16 protein-coding genes are annotated in these 18,646 nt (G+C 34.4%); 6 read left to right on the forward strand and 10 right to left on the reverse strand.

Annotated elements, in window-relative coordinates; all coding sequences use genetic code 11:
* Nucleotides 1-18 precede the first annotated feature (18 nt).
* Complete coding sequence (locus tag B4N66_RS02730) at nucleotides 19-2,154, forward strand: T9SS type B sorting domain-containing protein (protein ID WP_291092204.1); 2,136 nt, start codon at nucleotides 19-21, stop codon at nucleotides 2,152-2,154.
* A gap of 1 nt (nucleotide 2,155) precedes the next feature.
* On the opposite strand, the gene folK is transcribed toward B4N66_RS02730, so the two are convergent.
* Complete coding sequence (folK, locus tag B4N66_RS02735; protein ID WP_291092205.1) at nucleotides 2,156-3,292, reverse strand: 2-amino-4-hydroxy-6-hydroxymethyldihydropteridine diphosphokinase; 1,137 nt, start codon at nucleotides 3,290-3,292, stop codon at nucleotides 2,156-2,158.
* A gap of 160 nt (nucleotides 3,293-3,452) precedes the next feature.
* Here folK and sppA point away from each other — a divergent pair, with 160 nt between their 5' ends.
* From sppA to B4N66_RS02750, 3 genes are all read left to right on the forward strand, one after another.
* Nucleotides 3,453-5,222 (forward strand): signal peptide peptidase SppA, encoded by a 1,770-nt coding sequence (gene sppA / locus B4N66_RS02740; protein WP_291092206.1) that lies wholly within the window; start codon nucleotides 3,453-3,455, stop codon nucleotides 5,220-5,222.
* Nucleotides 5,223-5,316: 94 nt separating this feature from the next.
* A complete protein-coding gene (locus tag B4N66_RS02745; protein ID WP_291092207.1) occupies nucleotides 5,317-6,006 on the forward strand; it encodes a queuosine precursor transporter in 690 nt (229 codons plus the stop codon).
* A 141-nt stretch (nucleotides 6,007-6,147) separates the two neighbouring features.
* Nucleotides 6,148-8,754, forward strand: coding sequence for an AsmA-like C-terminal region-containing protein (locus tag B4N66_RS02750; RefSeq protein WP_291092208.1), 2,607 nt, complete (start codon nucleotides 6,148-6,150; stop codon nucleotides 8,752-8,754).
* Between the two features lie 65 nt (nucleotides 8,755-8,819).
* On the opposite strand, the gene B4N66_RS02755 is transcribed toward B4N66_RS02750, so the two are convergent.
* The 4 genes from B4N66_RS02755 to B4N66_RS02770 form a co-directional block, all read right to left on the reverse strand.
* Nucleotides 8,820-9,344, reverse strand: coding sequence for a YceI family protein (locus B4N66_RS02755; protein WP_291092209.1), 525 nt, complete (start codon nucleotides 9,342-9,344; stop codon nucleotides 8,820-8,822).
* 10 nt (nucleotides 9,345-9,354) lie between these two features.
* Nucleotides 9,355-10,641 carry a hypothetical protein gene (locus B4N66_RS02760; protein WP_291092210.1) on the reverse strand — a complete coding sequence of 429 codons (1,287 nt, stop codon included), beginning with the start codon at nucleotides 10,639-10,641 and terminating at the stop codon, nucleotides 9,355-9,357.
* Nucleotides 10,642-10,671: 30 nt separating this feature from the next.
* Nucleotides 10,672-11,241 carry a YceI family protein gene (locus B4N66_RS02765; protein ID WP_291092211.1) on the reverse strand — a complete coding sequence of 190 codons (570 nt, stop codon included), beginning with the start codon at nucleotides 11,239-11,241 and terminating at the stop codon, nucleotides 10,672-10,674.
* 132 nt (nucleotides 11,242-11,373) lie between these two features.
* Nucleotides 11,374-12,168 carry a DUF2797 domain-containing protein gene (locus B4N66_RS02770; protein WP_291092212.1) on the reverse strand — a complete coding sequence of 265 codons (795 nt, stop codon included), beginning with the start codon at nucleotides 12,166-12,168 and terminating at the stop codon, nucleotides 11,374-11,376.
* Nucleotides 12,169-12,294: 126 nt separating this feature from the next.
* On the opposite strand from B4N66_RS02770, the gene B4N66_RS02775 reads away from it, so the two are divergent.
* A complete protein-coding gene (locus B4N66_RS02775) occupies nucleotides 12,295-13,821 on the forward strand; it encodes a GH3 auxin-responsive promoter family protein (RefSeq protein ID WP_291092213.1) in 1,527 nt (508 codons plus the stop codon).
* Between the two features lies 1 nt (nucleotide 13,822).
* Complete coding sequence (locus B4N66_RS02780; RefSeq protein WP_291092214.1) at nucleotides 13,823-13,984, forward strand: hypothetical protein; 162 nt, start codon at nucleotides 13,823-13,825, stop codon at nucleotides 13,982-13,984.
* Between the two features lie 19 nt (nucleotides 13,985-14,003).
* On the opposite strand, the gene clpX is transcribed toward B4N66_RS02780, so the two are convergent.
* The 5 genes from clpX to B4N66_RS02805 all read right to left on the reverse strand — a co-directional run bounded on the left by clpX (nucleotide 14,004) and on the right by B4N66_RS02805 (nucleotide 18,611).
* Nucleotides 14,004-15,236, reverse strand: a complete 1,233-nt coding sequence (gene clpX / locus B4N66_RS02785) for an ATP-dependent Clp protease ATP-binding subunit ClpX (protein WP_291092215.1) — start codon at nucleotides 15,234-15,236, stop codon at nucleotides 14,004-14,006.
* Between the two features lie 57 nt (nucleotides 15,237-15,293).
* On the reverse strand, nucleotides 15,294-15,953 hold the full coding sequence (clpP, locus tag B4N66_RS02790) for an ATP-dependent Clp endopeptidase proteolytic subunit ClpP (RefSeq protein ID WP_291092216.1): 660 nt from the start codon (nucleotides 15,951-15,953) through the stop codon (nucleotides 15,294-15,296).
* 95 nt (nucleotides 15,954-16,048) lie between these two features.
* Nucleotides 16,049-17,374, reverse strand: coding sequence for a trigger factor (gene tig / locus B4N66_RS02795; RefSeq protein WP_291092217.1), 1,326 nt, complete (start codon nucleotides 17,372-17,374; stop codon nucleotides 16,049-16,051).
* Nucleotides 17,375-17,468: 94 nt separating this feature from the next.
* On the reverse strand, nucleotides 17,469-17,813 hold the full coding sequence (locus tag B4N66_RS02800; RefSeq protein ID WP_291092218.1) for a phage holin family protein: 345 nt from the start codon (nucleotides 17,811-17,813) through the stop codon (nucleotides 17,469-17,471).
* A 33-nt stretch (nucleotides 17,814-17,846) separates the two neighbouring features.
* On the reverse strand, nucleotides 17,847-18,611 hold the full coding sequence (locus B4N66_RS02805) for an alpha/beta fold hydrolase (RefSeq protein ID WP_291092219.1): 765 nt from the start codon (nucleotides 18,609-18,611) through the stop codon (nucleotides 17,847-17,849).
* Between the last annotated feature and the right edge of the window lie 35 nt (nucleotides 18,612-18,646).

Genomic DNA, 18,646 nt, shown 5'->3' on the forward strand with positions numbered 1-18,646 from the left:
ATTTCTTACTTTTACAAAATGAACGGATTTTCGATACTTCGCTACACTTTTATACTTTTATTTTTATGCTTTGGCTACTTTTCGCCTTTGATGAATATAAATTCTTCATCAAATCAAAAAGAAAAAAAACCTACAATTTTAAATGATGCTCCAATTTTAGTTGCAACCGGAAATCAAATTTATTGTCCGGGTTCGCAGATGAAAATAGTGACTAACATGACAATTACCGATCCAGATGATACTGGAATTGACGCAATATACATTCAAATTTCATCGGGATATGTTAATGGTCAGGATATATTAACTTTAACAGGAACTCATCCAACCATTGCCACAAGTTGGGATGCATTGACAGGTAAACTTACACTTACAGGAATTTCTGCTCAGCCAACTTATGTAGATTTAATTGCTGCTATAGAAGATGTTGTTTTTTCAAACTCATCAGCAAATCCTACAGGTGTTAGAACTTTTTCCATTACGGTAGGACAAGCCAATTATCTGCCTTCAAATGGTCATTATTATGAATATGTTCCGAATATTGGAATTACTTGGTCTGCTGCAAGAACAGCAGCAGCTAACAGGACTTATTACGGTTTACAAGGCTATTTAGCTACCATTACAGCTCCAGACGAAGCTCAGCTTTCTGGTGAGCAAGCTGCCGGTGCAGGATGGATTGGCGGAAGCGATGAAGAAATCGAAGGGATTTGGAAATGGATGACTGGGCCCGAAATAGGGAACATTTTTTGGAACGGTGGAGTAAATGGTTCAACACCCACTTATGCCAATTGGAATAATGGTGAGCCAAATAATGCCGGTAATGAAGATTATGCTCATGTAACGGCTCCCGGTGTGGGCATTCCTGGTTCGTGGAATGATTTATCCAATACTGGTGAAGCGAGTGGCGATTATCAACCCAAAGGATATATTGTGGAATATGGCGGAATGCCCGGCGATCCGGTTTTGCAGATTTCAACAAGCACAACCATCACTATTCCGAGTATAACTTCTTCATTAGGTCAATCAAGTTGCGGAAATGGTTCGGTAACACTAACCGCCAATGCTTCTGCCGGAACAATAAAGTGGTATGCAACACAAACCGGAGGAACACCTTTGGCTACCGGAAACAATTTTACAACACCAATTTTAACTGAAACAACAACTTACTATATCGATGCGTTTGAGATTGGTTGTGCAACCGGAACAAGAACAGCCGTAACGGCAACAATAAATCAAATTCCGACAGTTACAATTGTTGATCCGAATCCGGTATGTGGAGAAAATTCAACTGTCTTAACTGCTTTTACAACTGCGGGAACAATCAATTGGTATGCTGTTGAAACGGGAGGAACTATTTTAGGAACGGGAACTTCATTCACAACTCCAATTATTTCAGAAGATACTACGTTTTATGCAGAAGCAATAAATAATGGTTGCTCATCTGGAAATAGAATTCCAGTAGATGTCTTTGTTTACGATTTGCCGGATGTGGAAGACGAAACGGTAACTCTTTGTGAAGGAACTGTCATCACCTTAAATGCGGGTGTGTCAAATGCTACGTATCTTTGGTCAACCGGAGAAAGTTCACAAACCATTCAAGTTAATAACAATTCGAATTATTCGGTTGTCGTAACTTCTTTGGCAGCAGGAAATTGTTCTAAAACAAAAAATTTTACCATCGTTCAATATGATATTCCGGTAATTGAAACAGTTGTTGTGAAAGACAATTCAGTTGAAATTATTGCTTCAGGGAACGGTGAATATGAATATTCAATTGATGGTTTTACTTACCAAGATTCAAATTTGTTTACTGTTAGCGAAGGCGGATTATACACAGCCTATGTGCGGGAGAAAATCAACAATTGTGGTTATTCCGACGAGGAAACCTTCGTTGTGCTTTTGGTTCCACCTTTTTTTACACCTAATGGCGATGGTCAAAACGATGTTTTCTATTTGAAAGGGATGGAGTTTTATCCAAACTCTTCTATGTCCATTTTCAATCGTTACGGAAAATTAATCAAACAAATTGTTCCAAGTAATCCTTTTTGGGACGGAACTTTTGAAGGTGAAAATCTACCTGCCGATGATTATTGGTATGTTTTGAAAATTGATAATGCTACAGCGGAACGAAAAGGGCATTTTTCATTAAAAAGGTAATTTATCCGGCTATTTTTTTCTCTATTTCGTCTAGAATAAAAATATAATCTTCTTGATTATTTACAAAATCTTTATCGGAAACATCAATGATTAAAACGTTCAAATTGGTTTGTGTTTTGATGAAATCCAAATAACCTTGATTGATTTTTTCTAAATATTCTGCCGGAATTTGCATTTCATAACTTCTGCCTCTTTTCTTGATATTTTCTAAAAGTTGATCTGTATTTTGATATAAATAAACATACAAATCGGGTTTTGGCATTTCTTTGTGGATAATGTCAAACATGGTTTTGTAAAGTCTGAACTCATCTTCTGCCAACGTTACTTTTGCAAAAATTAATGATTTAAAAATATGATAATCGGCTACAATGAAATCTTTAAACAAATCAAATTGTGCTAAATCATCCGATAATTGTTGGTATCTGTCGGCTAAAAAAGACATTTCTAACGGAAAAGCATACCGACTTTGATCTTCATAAAATTTAGGCAAAAACGGATTGTCGGCAAAACGTTCTAAGACTAATTTTGCATTAAAATCTTCAGCTATTTTGGATGACAATGTGGTTTTTCCTGCACCAATATTTCCTTCAATGGCAATGTAATTAAACTGTTGAAGATTTATTTTCTCCAGTGGAGCTTCTAATTTCTGGACTACTTTGCAATTACTTTTATCTTCTGCTAATTGAACTAATTCCGGCAAATACTTTTGTAAAATTGGATGTCGCCAATCTAAATTCAAATCACGCATGGGTAACAATACAAACTTTCTGTTTTGCATATGCGGATGAGGAACTTTTAATCTTTCGGTGTTGATGATTTCCTCGTTATAAGTAATTACGTCAATATCAATTATTCTTGGCAGATAACCTTCTTCGTTATTTCGAACTCTTCCTAATTTGGTTTCAAGTTGTAAAACTTCGTCTAAAATTTGTTCTGCTCCTTTTGACGTTTGCAAAACCAATGCACAATTATAGAACGGTTCGCTCTCAAAACCCCACGAAGGTGTTTCATATAACGAAGAAACTTTGACAACTGTAGCAATAGTATTATGAATTGAAATGATAGCCAATTGGATGTTTTCCAGACGGTTACCCAAATTGCTTCCTAAAGATAAAATGACTTGGCTTTGATTATTCATGGTAGAGCAAAATAACTAAAACTATTTCAGAAATAAAGTATCTTTGCCAACCATGTTAATAAGTTTCTGTAATTATGAATTTCTTTCAGCACGAAGTGTAACATAATGCAATGAAAGACTACTAATTAGGAAAACAATATTCAATTAAAAAAAACATAAAATGAAATTTTTAGGAAATGTATTGGCCACCATCATAGGATTATTTGTATTCTTTATGATATTATTTTTTGGCTTAATGATTGTTGGAGCAATTGCCGGAAGCGGTTCTGATGTTGCAAAAGTTGAATCTAATTCTGTATTGGTTTTAGATATGGAAAATGTGTCGTTAGATTACACCGGAAAATTCACCGATCCTTGGGTAACTATTTTAAATGAAGAAGCATCAGTAGGTTTAATTGATGTGCTAAACGCAGTTGACAATGCCAAAACTGATGATAAAATTAAAGGTATTTCAATCTTAAATAGCAACAGTAGTTTAGGTTTGGCTCAATCAAAAGCTTTGAGAGACAAATTGATTGATTTTAAAAAATCAGGAAAATTCATTGTTTCCTATGCGGATTATTTCACACAAGGTGAATACTACATCAATTCGGTTGCCGACACGATTTATATGAATCCTGTGGGCGAAATGGACTTTAAAGGTCTTGCTTCTGAAATCATGTTTTTTAAAGATATTCAGGAAAAAACAGGCGTAAAAATGGAAGTAATTCGTCATGGAAAATACAAAAGTGCGGTTGAGCCGTTTTTGGAAAACGAAATGAGCGAAGCAAACAGAGAACAAATGACTGCTTTGTTGAACTCGGCTTGGAGCTCGATTGTAAGTGACATTTCTAAAAGCAGAAACATTTCGGTAGATTCATTAAACAGTATTGCTAATAAATTATCGGCTAGAACTCCTGAAATGGCCAAATCTAAAAAGCTGATTGACAAAATTGGTTATGAAGATCAATACCACGACGGAATTAAAAAAGCGTTGAAAGTTAAAAAAGATGAGGATTATAAAAGCATAGCTATTATGGATTATGCTAAAAACGTATCAAAAACGCCTCAAAAAATAGATTCTAAAGACAAAATCGCCATTATTTATGCTCAAGGTGAAATCATGGGCGGCGAAGGTGATGTAAATGTAATTGGTGAAGGTGCCATGAGAACGTCATTGCAAGAAGCCAGAAAAGATGAAAAAGTAAAAGCAATAGTGATTCGTGTTGACAGCCCAGGCGGAAGTGCTTTGACATCAGAATTAATTTGGAGAGAAATTGAATTAACCAAAAAAGTGAAACCAGTTGTTGTTTCTATGGGTAATTTAGCTGCTTCGGGTGGTTATTATATTGCTTGTAATGCCGATAAAATTATAGCAGAACCCAATACAATTACCGGTTCGATTGGTGTGTTTGGAGTATTGCCGAATATGACCGAATTGTCTAAGAAAATCGGAATTAGTACTTCGCAAGTAAAAACCCATGAGCATGCTATTGGCTACAGTCCATTTAAACCGATTGATGAAAAATTTAAAGAAGTAACTACCGAATCTGTTGAAAACATTTATACTATTTTCGTAAACCGCGTTGCTACCGGAAGAAAAATGACTTTTGAACAAGTAGATGCTATTGCACAAGGAAGAGTTTGGACCGGAACTGAAGCATTGCAAAATGGTTTGGTTGACAAATTAGGTGGTTTAGATGTTGCGTTGAGCGAAGCCGCTACCTTAGCAAAAATCAAAAAATACAAAACGGTAAACTATCCTGAATTTGATAAAACATTTATGCAGTTTTTAGGAGACCAAAACGGAATTCCTTTTATGAAATCGAAAGAAGCTATGATTAAGGAAGAAATTGGCGAAGAAGCTTATCAAACACTACAACAAGTAAAAAGAGCAACAGCTCGAACCGGCATTCAAACGCTAATGCCTTTTGAGTTAAAAATTAAATAATTACAGAAACCTGACAGCAACTTAAAACTGTCAGGTTTTTTATTTTCGTTAACAACTGTTTCCTTGCTAATTTATTATTTTTGTTAAAAAAATATTGGAAGCAAAAGACAAACTGTTTGCCTATAAAATTTATTTCACGCTGGGAGCCATGTTTATTGCTTCGTTGGTGGTGTCGAATTTAATTTTTCAGAAATTTTTTTATTGGGATTTTTTCGGTCTTTATCGGTTTGAAATTTCGGTGGGAATTCTACCCTACCCTATTACGTTTTTAATTACCGATATTATCTCGGAAGTTTACGGGAAGAAAAAGGCCAATCAAGTCGTGACGGCTGGAATTTTTGCCTCAGTGTTTTCGTTATTGATTATTTATGTGGCAAATGCTGCTCCTGCAATTGAAAATTCTCCGGTTGATGACGCATTGTTTTCCAAAGTGTTTGGCCAGACAGCTTTGGCAGTTTTGGCATCGATGATTGCTTATTTGGCGGCACAATACATTGATATTTATATCTTTCATTTTTGGAAAAAAGTGACCAAAGGAAAAATGCTTTGGGTGCGAAATAACTTTTCTACTTTTACCTCACAATTTGTTGATACATTTGCGGTATTATTTTTGCTGTGTAGTTTTAAAATATTGAGTTGGGATTTGTTTCCCGGATTATTACTGAGCGGTTTTTTGTTTAAAGTGCTGATAGCCATTCTAGACACACCCGTTTTGTATGCTGCGGTTTATTATTTTCAAAAGCGATTTAACCTTGCTCGTGGCGAAGAGCTAAGTTTGGACTAACCGCTGAAAACGAAAATGGAAACCCGTCTAGCCCTGACCGACTGGTTAGCTCTCGTTTGAAAAACGAGACTAGAAAGGAGGGCAGGAATTACGTAACCAAACACAACTATAGATTCGCTCCATATAAATAAATGTAAAATTATGATTAAGAAAATTTTAAAAGGTTTAGGTATTTTTTTGTTGGTAGTCATTATTGCGTTGGCTGCTGCACCGTTTTTGTTCAAAGACAAAATCAAGGCATTAGTGTTGAAATCGATTAACGAAAATGTGGATGCCAATGTGGCGTTTGAAGATGTGAGTTTGAGTTTGTTTAAGAGTTTTCCGCTTGCGAATGTGACTATTGACAAGTTGAGCATTATTAACAAAGCTCCGTTTGAAGGCGATACGCTGTTTTATTCAGGCGAATTGAACCTGAAAATGTCGGTGAAAGAATTGTTTAAATCGGATGGCGAAGCGATGGAATTGGAGTCGTTTTCGAGTGTTGATGGCATTGTGAACATCATTTTTAACAAAGACGGAATTGGCAATTTTGATATTGCTATGAAAGACGATAAAGAAGAAAAACCTTCGGACAGCAAGCCTTTTGCGATGAATATTCAGAGTTATTCGATTGAAAATTTGAAGTTTACTTTTTTGGATGAAAGTTCAAAAATCAAGATGGTTGTTGATAAAATTAATCACACCGGAACCGGAAATTTTGCCGCTTCAAAACTGGATTTAGATACTGAAACCAACGCCATGATGAGTTTGGATATGGATAAAACCAACTATATGAAAGACGTTTCTTTAACGTTGGATGCGGTTTTGGGAATTGATTTGGAAAACAGCAAATATGAGTTTAAAGATAATGAAGCGTTGATTAACAAATTGCCTTTAAAATTTGCCGGATTTATTCAATTGGTGGAAGCCGGACAGCAATATGACTTGACGTTTAACACCCCAACCTCATCGTTTAAAAACTTTTTAGGATTGGTTCCGTCGGCATATAAAGGTGATTTAGATAAAATTCAAACTACGGGAGATTTTAAAGTTTCGGGTTTTGCAAAAGGATTGTATTCTGAGACAACGATTCCGAAGTTTAATTTGGAAATTGCATCTAATAATGCTTCATTTAAGTTTCCCGACTTACCTAAAAAAGTGGAAAACATCGTCATTGATACAAAAATTAAAAACGAAACCGGTTTGATGAACGACACGTATGTGAACATTGATAATTTATCGTTTAAAATTGATCAAGATGTTTTTAATGCGAAAGCAAATATTAGAAATGTTTCAGAAAACCCATTGGTTGATGCCGCTTTGAAAGGAACAATTAATTTAGGAAACCTCAGCAAAGCTTATCCAATTAAGTTAGACACGCCGCTTTCAGGAATTTTAAAAGCAGATGTAACAACAAAATTTGATATGCAATCGGTGGAAAAAGAACAATACCAAAATATTCAAAATGCAGGATTGGTTAGTGTAACCGGATTTAAATATGTGGATGAAAACGGCAAAGGAATGAACATTAGCGAAGCGATTGTTCAGTTTAATCCAAGTACGTTAAACTTACAGAAATTTGCGGCACAAACCGGAAAAAGCGACATTAATGTAAATGGTGTATTAGAAAATTTCTATGGCTATTTATTTAACGATCAGAATTTGAAAGGGAATTTCAACATGACTTCCAATCAGTTGGCTGTAAATGATTTCATGACAGCGGAAGAACCAACCAAAGAAGGTGAAAAACCGAGTGAAGCCATGAAGATTCCTGCGTTTTTAGATGTTACGTTAAACGCAAAAGCAAACACTGTTTTGTATGATAACTTAACGTTGAAAGATGTTTCCGGAAAATTAATTGTGAAAGATGAACGAGTAACCTTAGAAAATGTGAAAACAAACATTTTTGGTGGTATGATTGGTGTGAATGGAAATGTTTCTACCAAAACAAAAGTGCCAACATTTGCAATGAATTTAGATTTAAGTTCTGTAAACATTAGTGAAACTTTTACACAGTTGGATATGATGAAAAGCATTGCTCCGATTGCTAATATCATCAATGGAAAATTGAATTCTACTATTAAACTTTCAGGTAATTTGGATGCGAAAGAAATGACACCGGATTTAAAATCATTAACGGGAGATTTGGTTGGACAATTACTTTCTACAACGGTGAATGCTTCCAACTCAACTTTATTGAGTGCTTTGGACAATCAAGTGAATTTTATTGATTTGAAAAAAGTGAATTTGAATGATTTAAAAACAAGTTTATCGTTTGAAAACGGAAAAGTAAACGTGAAGCCTTTTGACATCAAATACCAAGACATCACTTTGAATGTTGGTGGTTCGCATGGTTTTGATCAAGCAATGAATTATAATGTAAAATTTGATGTACCGGCTAAATATCTGGGAACTGAGATTAATAGTTTAATTGCAAAATTATCTCCGGCTGATGCTGCAAAAGTGGAATCAATTCCGATTACCGCATTGCTTACCGGTAATTTTTCTAATCCTAAAGTAAGCACTGATACCAAACAAGCTACAACAAAATTAGTGAATCAATTGGTGGATTATCAGAAGCAAAAACTTATTAATCAAGGAACTTCTGCTTTGGGCAATTTGTTAAACCAAAACAAAGATCCTAAAGACACTACAAAAACCACAACTCCGGCAACAAAAGAAGAAGTACAAACCAAAACCGAAGAAGTTGTGAAAGACAAAGTAAAAGAAGGTTTAAACAGTTTGTTTAATAAGAAGAAAAAAGAATAAAAAAAGTAACCCCAAATTGAAACGTGCAATTTGGGGTTCTTTTTAAAACTAAATAACTAACTCTACTATTCTGTTTGTAAGCTTACAGACAATTTAATTTCTTCTTTAATTTTTATCATTCCACCAATTTTATTAGGAGGAGTAAGATTGAAATCGCTGAATTGTAATGTTATATTTCCAACTAAGCTATTTTTATTATATTTCAAAGGGAGATTTTTATAGATTTTTTGTTTTCCAACCAAGTTCAAAGTTAAATCGCAACTGTAATTTTCGGCACTCTTTTTAAAATTTGAAAGTTCAATTCTAACGTTTGGAAATTCTTTTTCTTTTAATGTTTTTCTAAAATCATTGTTTAGAATAAAGTTGCCACATCCAAAACTTTTGACCGGAACACTGTGCGAGATTTTTTTTGTTCTATGGGGTTGATTAAAAAACAGCGTGTCTTTAGTATTCATATCGTAGTTACATTCAAAACCTCCAATTGAAGTAGTACCCTGAACAGTGAACTGTTTCGTACTGACCAACAGATAATCTTTAGGTGTTGAAAACAGTACTCCTGTTAAAACTAATATGAGACCAAAAACACGCATATTGTTTGTTTTAGAAAGCAATGACAGCCTCAGCAACAAATCCGTTAAACTTACCTTCGTTTAAGATATTTGTTTTAGCATAACCATCATACTTTTGATTAACATATTCAAATTTAACCAAAATATTTTTAGTCATAAACCAACCACCACCAATATTGAAACGAGTCACGTCTACATCTTCGTTGGCTAGAGTTTCTCCAGTTACGTTGTTGTAACGACCGGCTACATATAGGTTTTCATTTTTACCGAAACGGTAAATTAACTCTGCTCCAAGTTGAGTAAAATCTCTTTCGTCTACTTCAGCTTTGGTTTTTCCGCTTACTTTTTCAACCATACCAAAGAACTCTAATCCTTTGTATTTCACAAACGGGTTAATCATAATCGCTGTCAACTCATTTGTAAATCCAGGAGTAATTAAACCTGAAGAGTAATTTGCAGAAGATGTAGCCAACGTGTTTTCCATTACAAAATAATATCTAGATCCTGCACGGTCACCTCCATAAAGGTATGTTCTTGCAGATTGAGCAGTATTATATAAAGATCCTGTTAATCTGAAACGTAAATCGGTGTTCAATTGTTTATCATACCCTAACTTTGCCATTACTGAAGGACTTGTTACACCAGGAGCGTTAGTTGTTTGGTTTAATTTACCATTGGTAGCTCCAAGCATAGCAATCCAACCATTTTTGCGGTAGTAAACTTCTGCACCAACTTCTGTGGTAAAAGCATCCATGATATAATTACCTACAAATGGATTATAAATTGCTAACGCATTATCTGATCTTCTAAAATGAGCATCACCATAATTGTTTTCCATGTGACCAATTTTGATGGTAAGGTTCTTCATTGTTTCTGCCATAAATCCTTTGCTGATAAAATCTAATTTATCAATTTGGATGTATCCGCCTTTTACATAAGGTTCCGGGTGGTGACGAGAAGAAAGATATGTTCTCAAGTGAAGGTTTACTCCATCATACAAGGCAACATCAATATCAAAATTGGCTGTTGCTAAGTTAAAGTTGTTTCCTAAATTAGCTAATTGATTGGTATTAACACCATTTGTGTTTAAAACCGCATCAGCATTATTTTCATGATCTAATGCTTGATATTGCAAAGCAAATGCACCACCGATTCTCACTTTTACATTTTCAAAAGTGGTAGTTGTATCTTTTGGAGCCTCAAACATGGATAATCCTGTTTTGTCATAAGGTCGCCAATTGTCTAATTGATACTGTTGTTTTTGTGCTATAGCTAATGTACTTATCAATACAAGAGCAAGTGTAAATAGATTTCTCATTTTTTAATTAATTAGAGGTTGATTTTAGAATTATTTGAATTTTAGTGTAAAACTTATTTTAACATCATCACCGGTTTTAACGGTTCCCATTAAAGCGGTTGGTGGCGTGATTTTGTAGTCGGTCAATTTAAAAGAATAACTTCCTTCAAAAACAGGTTGACCTCCTATTGTAGTTTCTTTGATTTTTAGCGTTACCGATTTAGTTGCTCCGGCAATGGCAAAAGTTCCGGTAAAATTCCAAGTTCCATCTGCATTTTTAGTAGATGATTTTAAATCAAATTTTACAGTTTTAAATTGATTTGTTTTTAGTGCTTTGTAGGCATTTTTGTCCATTCCGCCTTTACCACTTTTAATGCTTTCGGCCGGCATTTCTACTACCAGAGAATTAATGGTTATCAATTTATTTCCTTCAGTAGTTGCTACCAATTTTCCGGTAGCCGATTCTGAAACCATATCCCAATCGTGCAAACTGGAAGTTCCGGAAATTTTTAATTGTGGTTTTGCATCAAGTGTAAGTGTCTTTTGAGCGAAACCGAAGGTAGAAGTTGCTATGAAAATCAATAGCAAAATGCCTTTTTCTAGGTTGAATAATCGTTTCATAATTGTGAGGTTTTGAATTATGAGACAAATTTCCGCCCAAATAAGCGTAAAAAACATGACGAATGTCAGTCTTTATTGAGAATATTACATCTAACTTAAAGAATTAGTGTTCGAAATCGTAATAGTTAACAACTAGATTTGAATTTTAACAACATAGCCTTCAAAGGTTCGGATATTAAAAACGGTTCCGTCTTGAAAAAGTAGATATTGTCCTTTTACACCTGAAAGTTTTCCTTTAAAGTTTGGTATTTTATCTAAACTTAGACTCGTTACTTTTTTAGGATAAGCTAATACGGGATAGTGCAGTTCGACTATATTTGGATCTTGATCTGAGAAATATTCTTTTACTTCTTGTGGTAAATAAGTTCCCGCTTTCAGTCTTTCTTGAATTAAGTCAACTTTAAGAATTTCATTTTTAAGCATTTTTTGCCAATTTGTTTTGTCAATATATTGATTTTTCAAGGCAACTTCGGCAATTCCGGCCAAATAGCGATTTGGAACTTCCACAATAGGAATGGCTTGTGAAGCTCCTTGATCTATCCAGCGAGTAGGCACTTGTGTTCCTCTGGTTACGCCAATTTTAACTTCGCTTGAAAGGGCCAAATACAAAACATGCGGTTGCAATTGTACTCTTTTTTCATACGTCAAATCGCGGTCTTCAATGTCTAAATGAGCCGTACTTAACTCTGGTTTCATAATCCAATCACCCACAGCCGGACTCGACATAAAACAATCATAACAAAAACCTTGACGGAAAATTTTCTTTTTCTTTCCACAATTCAAACATTGATAACCTTGAAATGTAATTTCCATTTCTTTGTCTAACAATTGATTGAGGTTTAAAAAACTGTTTTCAAACACCAAATAATATTGAATTGGATTACCGAGTTCGGTTTGCATTTTTGTTAGAACGCCTTCGTATGTCATTAAAAAGAAAGTTTGATAATTAAAGTCCTACGTTCACTAAAAATTATTATTTTTGATGAAGTTGTAAAGTTAGGTTTTGTATTTTCAAATTTCAAAACATTCTTGAACTTATTTAAATAGAAAAAAATGCCACTACCCATTATCAATTCAATAGCTACCTGGATCTTAAAAAAACGGATTCATCAAATTGAATTGTTTATGAAATACCCAAATGAAGTGCAAGAGGAATTACTTCTTTCGTTACTCAGAACTTCGGAAAACACGGTTATTGGCAGGCAGTATGATTTTTACTCCATAAAAAATTATCAAACTTTTTCAGAGCGGGTTACGGTTTCAACCTATGAAGATTTAGAGCCTTTGATCGAACAAACTCGCAAAGGAATGCAAAATATTTTTTGGCCAACTACCATAAAATGGTTTGCCAAATCAAGCGGAACTACCAATGCCAAAAGCAAGTTTATTCCTGTGAGTAGCGAAGCTTTGGAAAACTGTCACTACAAAGCCAGCAAAGATTTATTGAGTTTGTATTTAAACAACAATGAAGATTCGCAATTGTTTGTAGGGAAGAGTCTTCGCCTTGGTGGAAGCAAAGAATTATACGAAGATAATAATACTTTTTTTGGTGATTTATCAGCTATTTTGATTGACAACATGCCTATTTGGGCCGAATTTAGTTCCACACCCAGCAACCGAGTTTCGCTAATGGGCGATTGGGAAATTAAATTGATGGCTATTGTTCAGGAAACCATTTATGAAGATGTAACTAGTCTGGCCGGCGTTCCTTCTTGGATGTTGGTTTTATTAAATAAAGTGTTGGAAGAAACCGGTAAAACAAATTTATTGGAAATTTGGCCACATGCTGAAGTGTATTTTCACGGTGGTGTAAGCTTTGATCCATATCGTGAACAATACAAAAAACTGTTTCCAAGCAACGATTTTAATTATTACGAAATATACAATGCTTCCGAAGGTTTTTTTGCCATTCAGGATTTGAATAATTCCAATGAATTGTTGTTGATGTTGGATTACGGAATTTTTTATGAGTTTATTCCGATGGATACTTTTGGCACACCAGAGCAAAAAATTGTTCGTTTGGCGGAAGTAGAATTGTTTAAAAACTATGCTTTAGTGATTACTACCAATTCCGGTTTATGGCGTTATCTGATTGGCGATACGGTTAGGTTTACGTCTTTAAATCCGTACCGAATTAGAGTTACCGGAAGAACGAAACATTTTATCAATGTTTTTGGAGAAGAATTGATTGTGGAAAACACCGATCAAGCCATTGCAAAAGCTTGTCATGAAACCGAATCGGAAGTAATTGATTACACCGTTGCTCCTATTTTTATGGAAGGTAAAGAAAAAGGAGCTCATGAATGGATAATTGAGTTTAAAAAATCACCTCAAAACATTAACTATTTCAAAAAAGTGTTAGACGATACTTTACAATCACTCAATTCAGATTACGAAGCCAAACGACGAAATAATATGACATTAAATCCATTGGTAATAAATGTCGCCAGACCAAATTTATTTTATGACTGGTTGAAAGAACGCGATAAATTGGGCGGACAACACAAGATTCCAAGGCTTTCAAACGAGCGAACTTATTTGGAGCAATTATTACGAATGCAGTTTGCGGAACAAGTGTAATATGAAAAAAATACTTTTGCTTCTACTTTTATTTACTTTATATTCTTGCGGCCCAAGAAGACTCGGCTGTGGCCCAAGAGGTTGTGATATCAATATTGAAAAGGAAAATCACAACATTAATCCCACAAAAAATCCTGAAGCAAAAACCTCAGGATTAGTTTGATTTAGTATAGTAAGTAATTCTAAGAAACTGCTTTTAATCGTTGCAACATATTTTTGTTCAAAGTGTGTTCTGCATAGCTTTTTTCAATGTGCAAGACTTTTTCATCTGAACTTGGTAAATCATACATAGCATCGGTTAAAATGGCTTCGCACAATGAACGCAATCCACGAGCACCTAATTTATATTCTAATGCTTTATCTACGATATAATCCAACGCCTCTTCTGAAATTGAAAAGGCAACGTCATCCATTTCAAACAATTTTTTGTATTGTTTAATTAAGGCATTTTTAGGCTCGGTAAGAATTGCTCGCAATGTTTCTCTGTCTAATGGATTCATGTATGACAAAACAGGAAGACGACCGATGATTTCAGGAATTAATCCAAAATCTTTGATGTCTTTTGGGATGATGTATTGCATCAAATTATCCTTATCGATTTGATCCAAATTAGCCGAAGCACTATAACCAACCGCTTGACGATTTAATCGTTTTGAAATAATTCGTTCGATACCATCAAAAGCACCGCCGGCAATGAAAAGGATATTTTGAGTATTTACTTCGATAAATTTTTGATCCGGATGCTTTCTTCCTCCTTTTGGTGGAACATTAACGACTGTTCCTTCCAACAATTTCAATAAAGCTTGTTGAACTCCTTCACCTGAAACATCTCTCGTGATGGATGGATTATCGCTTTTGCGGGCAATTTTATCTATTTCATCAATAAAAACGATTCCTCTTTCGGCTTTTGCCACATCATAATCGGCAACTTGTAATAAGCGGGTTAAAATGCTTTCAACGTCTTCACCAACATAGCCTGCTTCGGTTAAAACCGTTGCGTCTACAATTGTAAGCGGCACACCTAACATTTTGGCAATCGTTTTGGCAACCAATGTTTTTCCCGTTCCGGTTTGACCCACCATAATGATGTTGCTTTTTTCAATTTCAACTTCATCATCATGATTTTTTTGCATCAATCGCTTGTAATGGTTATAAACTGCCACAGACATTACCTTTTTGGTTTGGTCTTGACCAATTACATATTGATCTAAAAACGCACGGATTTCTTTCGGTTTTTTAAGTACCAAATCACCCAATCCATGGGAATGTTTGCTTTGCTTTAGCTCTTCTAAAACAATGCCGTGTGCCTGATCGATACATTTATCACAAATGTGAGCATCAATTCCGGCTATTAACAAATTTGTTTCGGGTTTCTTTCTTCCACAGAAAGAACATTCCAACATTTCTTTGGCCATAATTTATGGTAATGGGTTATAGGTTAAAGGTAATTGGTAAAAAACGATTTCCTACAACTATTTTCTTCTTAACACTTCATCAATCATTCCGTATTCTTTTGCTTCATCGGCAATCATCCAATAATCGCGTTCAGAATCTTGGTAAACTTTTTCAATTGTTTGACCGGAATGTTTTGCAATGATTTCGTATAATTCATTTTTTAACTTCAACATTTCTTTCAAGTTGATTTCCATATCGGTTGCAACTCCTTGAGCTCCGCCCGATGGCTGGTGAATCATCACTCTTGAATGAGGTAACGCTGAACGTTTTCCATCGGCTCCGGCACACAATAAAACAGCTCCCATAGAAGCAGCCATACCTGTACAAATCGTTGCTACGTCTGGTTTTACATACTGCATGGTGTCATAAATTCCTAATCCTGCATATACACTTCCGCCCGGTGAATTGATGTAAATTTGAATATCTTTAGAAGCATCAACACTTTCTAAAAACAATAATTGTGCTTGAATAATGTTAGCTACATAATCATCTACTCCTGTTCCCAGAAAGATAATTCTGTCCATCATTAAACGGGAAAAAACGTCTAGTTGCGAAACATTCATTTGACGTTCTTCAATGATGTAAGGGGTCATTCCGCTTACAATTTTATCGTAGTACATGCTGTTAACACCATGGTGTTTTGTAGCAAATTTTTTAAATTCTTTTCCGAAGTTCATCTTTAAAATAGGCTAATTTTTGTTTGCTCTTTTAAACGTAAAAGAGCGTCAAATTGACATTCGACGCCCAAATATACTACTTTTTTTCAAAATATTTATTCTCCGTACATTTCTTTAACGAACTGTTCGTAGGAAACTTCTTTTGACTTGGCTTTTACTTTCTCTTTAAATAACGCAATCATTTTCTCACTCATCACTTGCTCTGATAGTCTTCTAACTTCATCTTGGTTAGAAAGTACGCGGGCTACGATTCCGTCAATGTCCTCTTGAGTAGGATTCATTTGACCAAATTGAGCCATTTGTTTTTTGATTAATTCTGATGTGAAAGCTTTCAAATCCTCAAAAGTAATTTGTAAGTTATTCTCTGTCATTATCTTACCTTCAATCAATTGGTAACGAAGACCTCTTTCCGATTTAGCAAATTCTTCTCTTGCTTCTTCTTCTGTTAATTGCTTTTCTCCTGAATTCTGCAACCATTTGATTAGAAATTCTGATGGTAAATCAAATTTTGTACTTTCTAATAAAAATTCAGTTACATCATTTAAAAACTTTTGATCGGCTTGTTGAACAAATTGTTTTTCAGCATCTTCTTTGATTTTGGCTTTTACGCCATCAACTGAAGTTACATTTCCCTCTCCGAACAATTTATCAAATAATTCTTGATTTAATTCTGCTTTTTCGCTAGTTGTAATTCCTTCAATTTTAGCCGAAACTTCAATATCTAAACCGTGCACTAAATCGTGATCAACTTTTAAATAATCCATTAATTTATGGTCATCATCAAATAAACCTTTGGTTCCGATTTCTACTACATCACCTACTTTTTTGCCAATGAATTTTTTTGCAGTTTTTTTATCTTTAAAAACATCCAAAGAAATCGAAGTTGTATTGTTGATTCCGTTTGCTTCGTTTGTGAACGTTACATTCAAATCGTCTCCTTCTTCAACGGTATCTTTCGAAATTAATTTTCCGTATTGTTTTTGGATTCTCTCTACTTGATCATTCAACATTTTATCATCGGCTACAATTGTATAACTGGTGATATTGTTTTTTGAAGATAAATCAACTGTAAATTCAGGTGCTAAACCTAATTCGAAATCGAAAGTGAAATCTTCTTTATCCCAATCAAAATCTTGCGTTACTTTTGGAAGCGGATTTCCTAAAATATCTAATTTTTCTTCAACTAAATATTTATTTAAATTTTCTTGTAAAACTTTGTTTACTTCTTCCAACAACACTGCTTTTCCATATTGTTTTTGGATTAAACTCATTGGCACAGCTCCTTTTCTAAAACCTGGAATGGAGGCATTTTTACGATAATCGGCCAACACTTTTTCTACTTTAGAAGCATAATCATTTTTAGAAACTGCTACGGTTACTACCGCATTCAAACTATCTACATTGGTTCTTGTAATATTCATTTCTTTACATACTAAAATTGGGTTGCAAAAGTATAACTTTTTTGCAACCCAACCAACAGTAATAACTTGAATTTTAACAAATCAAGTCTAAAAATTATTCATCTCCGCCGGTTAATTTATAAACGACAGATTGAAATACTGATAAAATTATACTAAAAAATAATGCCGTCCAGAACGATTCCACGTGAAATCCACCAACAATATTGCTACATAACAATACTATAAAAGCATTGATTACCAATAAAAAAAGTCCTAAAGTTAGAATGGTTACCGGCAACGTGAACAACACAATGATTGGTTTGATAAATAAATTAAGTAAACCCAAAATGATAGCAACATAAATCGATTGCAGATAACTTCCCACAGTTACTCCCGGTAAAAAATTTGAGATTAACATCACTAATGCTGCGGTGATAAGAATTCGAAGAAGTAAACCCATAAATTTAATTTTTATTAAAAATACAAAAAAATATTAAGGTTTTAAAAATTTCATCACAATTTCAAAAAATAATTGCGGATTTTCTGCGTGCAACCAATGACCTGCGTTTGGAATTGTTTCAAATTCAGCTTTGGGAAATTGTGTTTTAATTGCGTCAAAATCTTCATCTAAAATGTATCTTGAGTTTCCGCCTCTAATGAACAAAGTTGGTTTTTCAAAATGTGATTCTTCCGGAAGAGCTTTTCCTACTTGCTCAATTTCTGTATTAAAAACATCTAAATTAAATCGGAATGCCAATTGTCCGGGTTCTTTCCAATATAAACTTTTCATTAAAAATTGACGGGTTCCAAAATCAGGAATGTAATTCTTTAAAATATCTTCGACTTCGCTTCTTTCGGGTTTTAATGAAAAATCAACTGCATTTAATCCTTCTAAAATGTCTTGATGGTGCGGACGATAATATTTTGGCCCAATATCGGCAACTATTAAATTATCGATCAATTCCGTATGATTTATCGCTAAAAACATCGCCACTTTTCCTCCCATCGAATGACCAATAATATCAATTTTTTCTAATTGATGAAAATTGCAATACGCCACAATATCTTCGGACATTGCAGCATAATTAAATTCATCCGAATGAAAACTTCGACCGTGATTTCGCAAATCGAGCATATGAACTTGAAAACTTTTTTCTGCAAATTGTGTTCCGAGTGTTTTCCAATTATCAGACATACCCAAAAAACCGTGAAGTATAATCAGCGGCTTTCCGTCTCCTTCAATTTTAGAATATAACATTTGAATTTATTTTGATTAAAGATTGAAAAAAAAAT

Origin of the sequence: Flavobacterium sp. UBA2787 (assembly GCA_002352205.1) — a bacterium.
Taxonomy (GTDB): domain Bacteria; phylum Bacteroidota; class Bacteroidia; order Flavobacteriales; family Flavobacteriaceae; genus Flavobacterium.